Raw genomic sequence first — 13,533 nt, 5'->3', positions numbered from 1 at the left:
CGATAAGGAGCGCCCTTCTTTTCATATATGATATGTGCTCTGACTTCTTTTGAAATAGTGGTACAGTCTTTTCCTATCGCAGCTCCAATGGCTTTAAAGCTGAGAGAGTCATCCAAACCATGCTGGATTTCATAACGCTTGTCTAAATCAAGATGCTTGTTCTTATTAGTGGATTCCATAAGTTCCTCCTTAATGCCGGAGAGCATATGTGGATGAACCTATGGATGATATCAATAAGAATTAGTAAATTCCATACCCGAGTTTGGAATTAGTAAGTTCCATGTCGTGTGTTAAAGGGGTGGAATTTAGTTTTACAAGTTACTGGAAAATAGTGATTTTAGAAAAAAAGAAAAAAATCTATTGACATTTATATATTGAATGCTATAATTGTTTTTGCTGCACGAAATGTTCGTGAGTTTGTGTGTGTAGCTCAGCTGGATAGAGCGTCTGGCTACGGACCAGAAGGTCGAGGGTTCGAATCCTTTCACACACGTTAAAGAAAAAAGAAGACATGACATAAAGTCATGTCTTCTTTTTTGTTCTACGCCTATCGGCTTCGAACGGGTTCGATCTCCGCTTCGCTCCGGTCGGCGCAAAGCCGAAGTCCCCCGGACTTCGTGCGCCCTTTCACACGTTAATTAATTCCCCTCCAAGAATCCCTCAAATAAGTTAATCAGAGGCTGCTATATTTCTGAATTCATAAAGAAATTAAAAAGAAAATGTAAATAAATTAAATATCTATTAAATTAGAATTAATTTAACCATTTTCCGATAATCCTAATAGTATAATCATTGTTATGAACTGTATTAATTGTTTGCCATAGATCTGGAGGAATTATCATGGATAATAACAAAATTGGATTTTGGGACAGTGTAAAAACAAAACTCATAATTGTAATGATGCTAGTTACAGTTGTTCCTCTTGTAGTTGCGATTATCGTAAGCTACATAACATCTACTAATAAAGCATTGGCTGATGCTCAGGAATCGCTTGAGTGGCAGGCTAAATATGTGAATGAGAATTTTGAAAAAACATTAGATGTCAATTTTAATATGGTCAGAAGCATAGCCAGTAACCCTACTATAGTTCAATATGTTATAGGAGACGCCGGTATTCCTCTTGATGCAGTTCAGGCTACTCTTTATGAGTATGATATGGTTCTAAATGATGGACAGAATACAGCAATAACCAACGATACAGGTATGCAGATAGCCAGAGGAACAGGTGACTGTTTAGATGTATCAGACCGTGAGTACTTTAAAGAAGCCATGGCAGGAAAAGATTTTGTTTCCAATATAACAGTTAGCAGAACTACAGGCAAAAGAATGATCACATTCTCGACCCCTATTAAGAATGGCAGCACAATTATTGGTATTGTTCATAGAAACTATGACCTTGATAACCTCCATGAGCTTCTTGTAAATAACGCAAAAACAGCATTTGTAGTTGATAGAAACGGACAGGTTGCTGCACATGCTGAGTATGAGATTGGTGATGGAAAACATGAAGAGGTTGATGTGTCATCTTCAGAGTTCTATACATCAGGGCTTGATCAGGGCTTTTATAAATCAACCACTAAATATGGTACTAATTACATGGCATATACAAAAGAAGCCCGTTCAGGATTTGTTGTTGTAACATCAGGTGATGCTGCAGTTATCATGAGCTCTGCAAGAAGGTCTGCGATTATTGTTATAATTGTTGGACTGATTCTTTTAGTAGTAGCTGTGATTATATCCTTTGCTATGGCAAAAAGCTTTACATTACCGATTAAAGCTGTTGAAGAATCATTGGATGCTCTTTCAGATGGTCGTTTTGTAAAGGTTCAAAAGTTTGATAAAAGAAAAGATGAATTTGGTGCTATTTCAAACTCTACCAACTCTGTTATAGAAAAACTTGATGCAATTGTTAACAATATAAAAATGTCTGCATCTGACGTTGGAAAATCATCAACAGAGCTTTCTGATATGGCTAATCAGATTTCTCAGACAGCAGAGGATGTATCTAATGCAGTTCAGGAGATCGCATCCGGTGCTACACAGCAGGCTGATGAGATTCAGTCAGCATCCGAGAATGTCGGAAGAATCGGAGATGCAGTAGCAGGTGTCCAGACTTCTACAGATGACCTTTCCGATATTGCTCAGAAGATGAAGGAGGCATCAGAGGTTTCCAGCAAGTCACTTCATTCTTTGCAGGAATCTTCTACTGAAATGACAGCCAAGATTGATGATATTTCCCAGACAATCAGAGCTACCAAAGATGCTGTTAATACTATCAGCGAGAAGGTTGAAGGAATAACCTCCATTGCAACACAGACGAATCTTTTGTCTCTTAATGCTTCCATAGAAGCTGCCAGAGCCGGCGAAGCAGGTAAGGGCTTTGCGGTTGTTGCTGAAGAAATCGGTAAGCTTGCCGAAGATTCAAAGCAGATGGCAGATGAAATCAGAAAAGAGATGGAACTTTTGCTTGATCAGTCTGATGCAGCGGTTACTGCAGCTGAGGATGTAAGACAGGGCAACAATGAACAGCAGATCGCTCTTGGTGAGACACTTGATGCCGTCAATGGAATGCTTGATGATATCGGAAGTACAGTTGGAGGTGTTCGCCTGATTTCTGAAGGCGCTGACACCTGTGATTCCTCCAAGAACGCCGTTGTTGATACCATGAGTGCTCTTTCAGCTATCTCAGAAGAAAATGCTGCTTCATCAGAGGAGACAGGAGCTTCCATGCAGGAGCTGTCTGCCACTGTTACAACACTTGCCGCTTCAGCTAATAACCTTAAGGATATTGCTGATCAGCTTAATGAAGCGATGCAGTTCTTTAAGTCATGATGAGTATCAGAACAATTTATAAAAATGATGATGAAATTAAAACATCATAATGTAATTGTGCTTGCATAAAGTGGGCATTAGAAAAAGTGTGTAAAAAGCGAAAAACCGAAGCCGGGGGACTTCAGTTTTTCGCTTTTTTAACCCTTATTAAAAGAACTACATAATAGGGATTCCTTTAATATATAGCGTTCTTGAGACAAGAACTACAAATTCATATAACATTCACACGGCAAACTCTACAAATAATTATATTTGTCTTTATATTTTCTCAAGACAAAGACTGTTAATATAAGGCTGATAGCTTCTGCCACAGCCCATGCCAGCCACAAGCCTTCTCCTCCCATAAGTGCCGAAAGTCCAAAAAGACAGGCAGTAAGAATCACAAAGGTTCTGAGCCCCGAAAGCATAGCTGAAATCATCCCATTTGAAAATGCAGTAAATATGCCTGATCCCAAAATATTTATACCTATGAACAGGCATCCGGGGAGTGTCAAAATATAGCCTGTATAAGCGATTTCATAAAATCCGGTTCCCGGTGTAAAAAATATACTGACTATCTGTCTTCCAAAAATAAAAAGAAGCAATGTGCACCCTGTTCCCAGTATCACAGACCATATCATCCCGAATTTAAATGCGTTTTTCCTGTTCTCGATATTACCACTTCCGTAATTGAATGAAAAAACAGGTTCTACTGCAGATGTCACCCCCATGAATACCATCATGATAAATACCTGAATATAAGTTACGACCGCAAGTGCACTCACTCCTGTCTCACCGTAATATCTGTATGCCAGATGATTACAAAATAATACTGTGACCGCCTGCGCCAGATTAGCAACCATATCAGATGAACCATTGTAACAAACTTCGATGATTTCCTGAAAATCAGGCTTTGCCAGCTCGAATGTATATGAGCTTTTCTTTGTTATACAATAAAACCAAATAGCATAAATGACCGTACTGGAATAACCTATCACCGTAGCTATCGCTGCCCCGCTTATGCCCATATTCAGATGTTTCATAAAAACATAGTCAAGAACGCAGTTGAGGGTTCCTCCCACAACTATAACCACTGCAGCAACAACGGATTTTCCCTCTCCTATTATCAGAATTCCAAATTCAGACTGCAGCAGCACTGTTACCACAAAACAGCTCATAGTAATGTAGTAAGGCTTTAGATAAATAATATTTCCATCCGTAGCTCCACATAGCCGCATTATGGAATCCGCAAACAAAAGCAACAATACTGTAATAGCCAGTCCAAGCAAAACGGAAAAAACAATAATTCGCGAAAACGTCTCGCCTGCCTGCTTCCTTTTCCCCTCTCCGACCTTTAAAACTATCATGGCATTGCCGCCGGTTCCTATCATAACTCCAACAGCTATTATCATGGTAATTATTGGAAAATAGAGATTAATTGATGCAATCGCAAGATCACCTATAAATTTTTCTATAAAAAGACCATCTACAATTTGATAAACAGCTATAAATACAAAGACGAAAATACTCGGAGCTATAAATCTAAAAAATGACCAGAATGTAAATTTTTGAGCCAATTCCTTTTCCTGAGTAAGTGTCCTCTCCTGCTCAGATTCCGCATCCCAGGTCAATCCATTTTCCAACCTCGGTTCCATTTCATGCGCAGGTACCCTATCAGGTTTTGCATCCAAGGTCAGTCCATTCTCCAGCCCCAGCTTTTTTTCCCGATATATACTACTCAATTTTAAGCTCCTTTGCTGACTTTAATGCTCTCTTCTATATAAAACTTAATTACTTCAAAGAAGGATTTTTTATCGAAAAGCATTTTCTTAATCTCGCCTATTGTTACGTCAGCCTGGGAGTGATGCGTTACCAGAACCTGGCTCATTTTCACATAAATATCCTTGAATTTCTCTATACTCTCAGCTTCATAGCGGCTGGCAGCGTAATCAATCATAAGTTGAAGCCCTTCCTCTCCATCGAGGATTTCCATATCAAGAATAGTCTGGGATGCAGCTTTATTCTGGCGAACATCAACAGTCTCAATATCAAAATCGCTGCTGCCTCCCATATCACGGATATTCTGCTGATATAAAAGATAAGCCACTTCATTATCAGCGACCCTGTTATTAATATCTACATAAGGGTAGCAGCTGTATTTTATTCCATCACGGACCTGCTGATGCACCTTTGTAAATATGTCACGAATTGAATCATCATCTTTAAGCCTTAGAGCAACAGGCAAATCTCTGAACAAAAGTCCTACAGTGGTCATATTCTGAATATCTTCTCGTCCATTATATATCCAGCTGATCTTAATGTCAGAAGCACGATTGTATACAGCGATGGAAAGCATGGCTACCGTAATGAAAAACTCATTACGACTGATTTTATATGTCCTCTCCATTGCATTCATCTCTGCTTCCATAAGTCCAAGTGGCACAAGCAATTCGCCCATTTTATTTTCCCGGCTCTCATGATCTATCTTTGGATAACTTACCCATTCTATATGATCATACTTATCTTCAAAGTACTTCTTACATTCCTGATAAAAATCTGTATGTACAACATCCTCCCTACGCTTAAGAAACAGATAGTAATAATCAGGCTCTACCGGCATTCCCATAAATACATTTTTTATGCCATTAAGAAAGACCTTAAGACTCGTTCCGTCAAACAATGAATGATGAACATCAAAGTAAACATATAAAGCCTTTTCTGTTTCAAACACACGGCATCTGTACATTCTTCCGGCCACAATTTTAAACGGGAACACCAATGTATCTCTTATATAATCAAATTCGAATTCCGACACTTTTTCCGGATAGATTTTCTGAAAAATCTCAGGTGTATACTTTTGATACAAATTGCCTTCACTATCAAAATGAAGAGTTGTGAGAAGAGCGGGATGTGCCTTAATCGCATTTTCCATTATTTCGCAAAGTTGTTCTGCAGCAAAAACATCCTTATCAAGCTTCATAAGCGAAAACAGATTATACATAGTTGAATTCGGTGTATAAAGCTGATAATCAATCATGTACAGCTGCTCAGCGGTAAGTGGATGCATACACCCCATAGCCATGCGGTTAAGTTCATCCGGATCACCATCACATTCAGCCAATGACTCAGAGTAAATCTGAGCTATGTTTTTTGGGGTTCTTCCTCTAAATACAATCCCTGCATTCAAGCTTTTCAGGCTCTTTTGACAAACAGTTATAAGCTCTATTGATGAAAGAGAATCTCCACCAAGTTCATAGAAGTCATCATTAACGCCTACTTTTGACAGCTTTAATACCTTTTCCATTCCTTCGCAGATTGTTTTTTCAACATCATTTGAAGGTGCCACATAATCACTTACAAAATCACTTATATCAGGCTGAGGCAACCCTGGTCTGTCAAACTTTCCGTTAGCCTTCATGGGAATTTTATCGATTTTCATAAAATATGAGGGGATCATATAATATGGTAATCTTTTCAGCAGATTTTTGCGGACAACAGCTGAGTCAACTTCCATATCATCGGTAAAATAAGCGCACAAAAAGCTCTTGCCATCCTTATCAAATCCGCGCACTGCGCACCAGTCTATCCCAAGCTCTTCTTTAATTGCCGCCTCAATTTCAGCAGGCTCAATACGGTTACCGTTTATTTTGATCATATCCCCAAGACGGCCAAGAATCAGCAGATTCCGATTTTCATCAATTCTTGCAAGATCTCCTGAATAATATAATCCATTTTTGAAATGTTTTTTTGTCTCTTCCGGAAGATTGATATATCCTCTTACATATGGGTTCTCATAACAGATTTCTCCCATCTCTCCCTGAGGTACATCAGTTCCATTTTCATCCTTCAGATATATTTTAGTATCAACCTGAGGCCATCCGATCGGGCAGGTTTCATAAGCTTTATCTATCTTGAAAAAGCCGACAGCAAATCCGCTTTCACTGGAGGCATATATATTGATAATATCAACGTTATCAAGGTAAATATCATTTGCAGGCTCACTTCCCACAAAGAGCATTCTAAGGAAAGGTCCGGTATTTTTACCAATCTTCCGGACATATGATGGTGTAAGAAATGTGATGGTTATTCTCTTTTTCAGGAAAAACATGGCAAGTGCGCCGGGATTTTTTATTGTTTCATAGGAAACAATATAATTCTTGCCGCAAAATACATTAAGAGCACACAAAATTACAATGACCGTCGCAACAAAGTTCATTGGTGCCAGTGTCGCAAGGCTGTCATTTTCATTAAAAGGAGTTCTGCCATCAACGCTTACTGAATCTATCGCCCTCTGCAAATTACCGAATTCATGAAGCACTCCCTTAGGCTTACCAGTAGTGCCTGAAGTATAAATTGCATAGGCAGCATCGTGTTCATCAGTTTTCTCATGGCCTTCAAGAGGCTCAAGCCTCATTATTTCTTCCCAGTTTGCAACAGAAATTTCATTCTTACATCCGCAGTCGTTGCGAATATATTCTATTCTCTCCGGTGCATAAGTATCCTCTACCAAAGCCCATGCGGCACCTGCCTTCCATATGCCTATCATTGCGATAACAGGTTTTACGCCGCGAGGAAGTCTGATAAGTACAAAATCTTCCTTCCCTATTCCCTGGCTTTTTAGCCAGGCATATATTTTGCCGCTCATTTCGTTGAGTTGACGATAGGTGATTCCCTTTACTGAAACTTCGTCAAATAGAATCTGCTTATCAGCAGCCTTTGCAGTATACTCCTGCAAAGTGTCAAGTATAGTTTTCAATGAACTTCTCCCCCGAAAAAATCATTTTTGCAGTATGATTTTTGCTTCCCGAATACTTATATAAATTCAGTAAACAATTTAACCATAGTTTAACTGCACAACAATATTATCAAATCTCGCCTCAATTAACAAGTTAGTGAAGAAGTCTGCTCTGCTTAAAAACACCCCCTCAGGATGTTTAAAAACCAACCTGAGGGGGCAATTATCTCTTTATTTTATGGTGTAAAGGTCAAACGTAAATTTGCACCTTACTGGCTAAGTATCCCTCCGCCTCCCGCGGCAAGGTTAGCCTCCTCTTCTGCCTTGGTACGCGCAACCATTGCCTCCATCTCAGGTCTTGCTATATCAAAGCATGCAAGCATTTTGGTGGAAAAGATTCCACTTTCACCATTTTTTATCATTTCATAGGCCTTACTTGGTGCAAAGGCCGATTTATACACACGATCACTGACAAGAGCATCATAAACATCCGCAAGAGATGTAAGCTGCGCTGCAATTGAGATTTCCTCTCCTTTAAGTCCGTCGGGATAACCTTTTCCATCATATTTTTCATGATGGTGTCTGCAAATATCATAGCTGACTTCCAGGTATTCCTTATCCTGCAGATCCGCAAGCATTTTTACTATCTCGCAGCCTCTTGTGGTATGGGACTTCATAATGTCGAATTCATCAGGTGTAAGTCTTCCGGGTTTTAGCAAAATAGCATCAGGAACAGTTATCTTTCCTATATCATGCATGGCGCTTGCATTAGTAATAACCTCTATTTTATGAGGTGTCAGCCCGAATTCCGGGTAATTCCTCATAGCCACATTGGCAAGTATCTGAACAAAGCCTTTGATCCTTTTTAAGTGATAACCGGATTCCAGATTACGGAACTCTACTATGGTACAGATTGTATCAATAATTCTACTGTTTGTTTCCCTTAACCTCTCTTCCTGCTTTTTAAGGACGAGGTATTGTTTTTTAAGAACCTTTGTCTGATCATTTACCTTCTGTTCCAGTTCCTGCTTATTCATGTTAAGCATTATTGCGCGCTTAACTCTGTGTTTTACTATAACCGTATCAAAAGGTTTGTGAATTACATCACTGGCGCCGTTGTCATAGCACTTTTTCTCAGTATCAGCTGAATTGTCGGCAGTTATCATAAGAACCGGTATTCTGTCAGGTATCTTATGCTTGAAGAGTTCTTCCAAAAGTCTGAAACCATCCATCTCAGGCATGACAATATCAAGAAGGATTGCGGCTATCTGGCTCTTTTGACGGGCAATTATCTCCAATGCTTTTCTGCCGTTCTCAGCCTCCAGGATTCCGTAATCTTCCTTGAAAATCTCACTAAGAATGCCTCTATTTATTTCAGTATCATCTACAATCAGAATACTCTTATCAGCCACAGTTTTAGCTCCTTGCTACCGGTTTTTCCCCATCAAGCATCACAAGATTGCCATCTTTTCCTACAAACGTAATACCTCTTGAAGTCTCCATTGTGTCATGCACTCTTAAAACTCTGTTTCCCAGCTTTACTGTTGTTCCATTAAATACGAGTCTGGATACAATTACTTTTGCATCCTTTACAGAATCAATTTCACTCTCGATGGACTTCTTTCGAATGTTTAGATTTTCAAGTTCAGCCTCTTTTAAAGCCGACTCTGCATTTACTTTAATCTTTAACTGCAGCGCCTGTTTATTTGTGTTGTCATTAAAAGTTCCAAGCTTTGCTCTTTGCTGCTCGTATACCTTGATCTCAGAATATAAGCGGCTGACATTACGTAAAATATTCTGGTATTCGTAATCAAGTTCTTCTGTTACACCGGTCCTTATAACCGTCTCTTTCACGGTTTTGCTGCCAAGCACCGCCGTCTCTACACCTCTTAAGGAAGTAACAACACCGCCGCTTATAAGGCCTTTTTCTCCCAGCATAAGGACCTTGCCTTCTGCAGAAACATTGCAGTTAAGGCAGTCATTGGAAATAAGATCACCTTTACATTTTACATTGGTTGTATCCAGGTGAGCTGCTGCCACCAGACCTCCTGCAGAAATGGAAGCTCTGTCATTCACATTACCTACAATGCTCTTTCTTACTACAACTCTTCCTCCAGCATGTATATCGGCACAAGTTACGCTTCCGTCAACTAAAACATCGCCTTTAGCTGTGATATAAGCGTTATCTACATCACCTTTTACCCATATGGTGCCCTCGTAGCTGATTTTCTCTTTTACATTCACGAGAGAATCATATATCTTGGCTTTATCAATTCTGATATCACCATTTTGAATTCTTCCAAATCCTGTCAGCGAAGCCACATAGGTCTGCTTGTCACCAAGCAGCATAAATCCCTGTCCCTTTAGAATAGGTTTACCTTTTCCGGCTTTTGCTTTTAACACTTTTCCTGTGACATCAAAACCATCCTCACCGGGAGTTGCATGATGGTATATGGCAATTTTATCTCCTATCTTAACTTCATCAAATACCTTGACCATTGAAAAATCAGCGCTTTCGCCATTACTCATATCCGGAAGGATCTCCTCACTTAGTTTAATGAGAAAATCATAATATCCATCAGTACCGCTGACCGGTTGCTTACCCTGGGCAACGAGGGTTTTGACACCGTATTTTTTGTTTTCAATCATCGCTTCAATGGCTTTTCTGCTAACACCGCGTCTTACTTTTGCGGTAAATAAAAGCTTTATTATTTTTTCAAGAGTATAGGATGCTCCCTTCGCCCCAAGGGGTAGTGTAAAATAGCACTTCATCCTGTCCTCTGAAATATCTATAAGCCTTCCCTCTTCAGTCTGAAGGAATTGCCAGGCCTTCACATCCTCGTCTGCCGGACGATCCATCTCTTCCTGAAGCTGGCCTGAGAACAGCTTACTTAAGTTGCTTGGAAGCGTTTTACCTTCCGCAAGCCACTCACGCATGATTCTCATTTCCTGTGCCGGATGAACCATACTCTTATAAAGATTTACGTCAAGATTTTCTTCTATGCCAAGCCTTATTTCGCGCATCTGATCTGCACGATAAAGAGGCTTTGCATAGGGAGTAACATCTATCTGATGTTCAAGTCCCAGTCGAAGTTCTCTCATCTGTTTCCAGCTATATGCTTCATCAGCGTATACTGAAACGTCAAGGTTTTGCTCAAGTCCCTTACGGACTTCATGCATGCACTCTCCACGCATTCCAAAGAGGAAATAGCGTTCTACGTCCTCTATGCCTTCCTTTTTAGCTTTTCTTATCTGCTCAAGCTGTTCGGCATCAAAATTCCTCTTAACGTATTCTGATATATCTATTTTTTCTTTATATGCGATATGTATCTGTTCAAGGGTTGCAGCATCTTTCATTCTTATGGTTCTTTCATCAAGCTCCAATCCGTCCTCAAGGCTTTCCCTGACAACACGCATCTTCATATAAGGCAGCTCAATATTGGCATATTGTGATATGTCTGTACCGTGCTCCAGTCCTATCCTGATCTCTGCCATCTGAAGCCAGTTATATCTTGGGTCCTGATAAAAAATTACCGGGACATCAGCTGCCAGACCAAGCCTTATCTGCTTCATCTGATCAGCAAAATACTCAGGTCTTGCATACTCCGAAACATCCATATTTGTCGCCAGGCCTTCTCTTATCTCAGCCAGCTGCATAATATCAAATCCCGCTTCGCGATAGGCGGACATATCGATACCACTCTGGAGTTCAAGTCTTATTTCCTCCATTTCATTCCATGGAATATCCGGGTTAGCATACAGGCTAACATCCACGCCAGTGGACAGCCCCTTTCTTATTTCAGCGAGCTGGTAGATGTTGTAATGCTTATCCTTATATTCATCAGAATTCCCGCCCTGCTTTTTTATCAAAAGAAGCTCATTTGCTATTAAATCCGGCTGATATAAACTTTTATCCTCATCGACAGTTACGACAGCCATTCCTGATGCCTCACATAGTATGATAGCAGTAACAAAATGCACTTTTTGTCTCCTGCATCATATGATTAAATGAACAAAATTTATTTTTAACTTTATTATTATAAAATACGTATAATCTCTCATAATCATTCTAACACCTAAAAAAAAAGCGCTCAACGAAATTGTGTGAATTTATGGATATTTTATAATATTTTTCTGATTATTTTTATTTTGAAATATTAAAAAAACCGATGTGCACAGATCAGGTAAATTCTAATCCGTGCACGTCGGTTGTAAAATCTTTATGCACTCCCACACTCAGCGCATCAAGTGCAACAAGCTATGAAAATGTAACCATCGATTCATAGGAATTATTACTAATTATTTATTCTGGAACAATTTGCTTATGCTAACATCATAAGGAGCTCTCAAAATTCCATATTCAGTGACAATGCCTGTGATAAGTTCATTATCAGTCACGTCAAAAGCAGGATTGTAGACCTTTACGCCCTCAGGAGCCATTCTCTCCTTATACCACATCTCTGTAACTTCTTCCGGCTTTCTCTGCTCAATATTGATATCTGCTCCCGTCTTGGTACTTATATCTATAGTTGATGTGGGTGCGCAAACATAGAAAGGGATGTTATATCTTTTAGCCACCGTTGCAACAACGCTTGTTCCAATCTTATTTGCAGCATCTCCATTTGCAGCAACGCGGTCACAACCAACAAAAATAGCATCAATGGCGCCGCTTTTCATCAGGGATGCGGACATATTATCGCACAAAAGTGTTGTATCAATTCCTGCTGAATGAAGCTCAAACGCTGTAAGTCTGGCACCCTGAAGGAGTGGTCTTGTCTCATCGCAATAAACCTTTATGTTGTAGCCTTTTTCATGGGCAAGATACATGGGAGCTGTGGCTGTACCATACTTGCAGGCGCATAACTGTCCCGCATTACAATGTGTAAGAAGCCCAAAGCCATCCTTAATAAGCGTAAGTCCGTTTTCACCGATTCTCCTGCAGACATCGATATCTTCCGCCTTTATACGTTCTGATTCATCACGCATAGCCTCGATAAGAGTATTTATGTCAAAGTCTGCACCGGATGCATTCTCTTTAATACCCATTTCATCTGCAGTTTTAACAACGTGACTCTCCATGCGTTTTAATGCCCATGAAAGATTAACAGCCGTAGGTCTTGAGGAATTGAGATAGTCGCTCTTTTCTCTAAGTTCCTTCATAAATTCCTCATAGGACGCAGCCTTCGAATGCTTCATAAGAATATACAGACCAAATCCGGCAGCCACTCCGATAGCAGGTGCGCCGCGAACCTGCAGCAGATAAATCGCATTCCAAATTTCTTCTCCGGTGCGCAGTCTTATAAGTTCAATGGTTCCCGGAAGCTTTGTCTGATCTATAATTTCAATCGCATCATCCTCATCAATTAATGATACTGTCTCGTAATCCAGTATGCTTTTCATGTAAAAAATTCCTCCTGATTATTGTTCTCTTTTAGCGAATCAGACTTCGTTTAAAATTTCGACTATTGCGTCCCAATCCAGGTCCTTCATTTTCCTGTAGAGCCTCTCAAATCTGTCATTATGCTCTTCTCCACAGTCATACTCCCTAATATCAAGAAGCACCATCTCAAAAGAATCGTAATCCATGTCCGGAGCAGATTCCTTAAGAGCTTCATAGGCTTCCTTTATGGTCGCTTCATCGCATTTTTCCCTGTTTCTGTCGCTTTCACCTTCAGACAGTTTATTCAGTTTTTCCTTATACTGCCTGTACAGGGTAAGAAGTTCACCGGTGTTTTCATTTATTTCTTCAACATTACCGGTCTTACCCACATCCTCCATTTTAGCAGAAAGCTCCGATAATTTCGATGCACCAATTATTCTTGCGGAGCTCTTAAGTGCATGTACCTTTATTATGAAAATCAAATTATTAAAAGTCACTATTTAAATTATAAAAAAGGGCTAATGAAACCGTCATTTAATTCATTTTTTATGGTTATCTGCAATCGATTTGAAAGATTCTTACCAGGCTGGCTTACGTAGTCCGTACT

Annotated in this window: 8 protein-coding genes and 1 tRNA gene; 2 read left to right on the top strand and 7 right to left on the bottom strand. The window is 39.7% G+C overall.

Going from position 1 to position 13,533, the window contains the following annotated elements:
- Positions 1 to 179, bottom strand: a 179-nt coding sequence (locus T501_RS22935) for a helix-turn-helix domain-containing protein (RefSeq protein ID WP_081843185.1), incomplete at its 3' end; no start/stop codon positions are given.
- 240 nt (positions 180 to 419) lie between these two features.
- Between T501_RS22935 and T501_RS14845 the strand changes: the two genes are divergently transcribed.
- A tRNA-Arg gene (locus tag T501_RS14845) sits at positions 420 to 493 on the top strand.
- A gap of 347 nt (positions 494 to 840) precedes the next feature.
- Positions 841 to 2,832 carry a methyl-accepting chemotaxis protein gene (locus tag T501_RS14840; RefSeq protein ID WP_044915667.1) on the top strand — a complete coding sequence of 664 codons (1,992 nt, stop codon included), beginning with the start codon at positions 841 to 843 and terminating at the stop codon, positions 2,830 to 2,832.
- 236 nt (positions 2,833 to 3,068) lie between these two features.
- On the opposite strand, the gene T501_RS14835 is transcribed toward T501_RS14840, so the two are convergent.
- The 6 genes from T501_RS14835 to T501_RS14810 form a co-directional block, all read right to left on the bottom strand.
- Positions 3,069 to 4,553 (bottom strand): MATE family efflux transporter, encoded by a 1,485-nt coding sequence (locus T501_RS14835; RefSeq protein ID WP_044915666.1) that lies wholly within the window; start codon positions 4,551 to 4,553, stop codon positions 3,069 to 3,071.
- 2 nt (positions 4,554 to 4,555) lie between these two features.
- On the bottom strand, positions 4,556 to 7,567 hold the full coding sequence (locus T501_RS14830) for an AMP-binding protein (protein WP_044915664.1): 3,012 nt from the start codon (positions 7,565 to 7,567) through the stop codon (positions 4,556 to 4,558).
- 248 nt (positions 7,568 to 7,815) lie between these two features.
- The gene (locus tag T501_RS14825; RefSeq protein WP_044915663.1) at positions 7,816 to 8,958 is read right to left on the bottom strand and encodes an HD domain-containing phosphohydrolase; all 1,143 of its coding nucleotides are present in this window, start codon (positions 8,956 to 8,958) and stop codon (positions 7,816 to 7,818) included.
- A 4-nt stretch (positions 8,959 to 8,962) separates the two neighbouring features.
- On the bottom strand, positions 8,963 to 11,527 hold the full coding sequence (locus tag T501_RS14820) for a DUF342 domain-containing protein (protein ID WP_044915661.1): 2,565 nt from the start codon (positions 11,525 to 11,527) through the stop codon (positions 8,963 to 8,965).
- 318 nt (positions 11,528 to 11,845) lie between these two features.
- Positions 11,846 to 12,946 (bottom strand): S-methyl-5-thioribose-1-phosphate isomerase, encoded by a 1,101-nt coding sequence (mtnA, locus tag T501_RS14815; protein WP_044915660.1) that lies wholly within the window; start codon positions 12,944 to 12,946, stop codon positions 11,846 to 11,848.
- A gap of 39 nt (positions 12,947 to 12,985) precedes the next feature.
- Positions 12,986 to 13,423 carry an Hpt domain-containing protein gene (locus T501_RS14810; RefSeq protein WP_197027967.1) on the bottom strand — a complete coding sequence of 146 codons (438 nt, stop codon included), beginning with the start codon at positions 13,421 to 13,423 and terminating at the stop codon, positions 12,986 to 12,988.
- Between the last annotated feature and the right edge of the window lie 110 nt (positions 13,424 to 13,533).

This window comes from Butyrivibrio sp. WCE2006, assembly GCF_000701985.1.
Lineage (GTDB): Bacteria > Bacillota > Clostridia > Lachnospirales > Lachnospiraceae > Butyrivibrio.
Note: the sequence above shows the minus strand (reverse complement) of the source record. Positions and strands in the feature narration are given on the sequence as shown.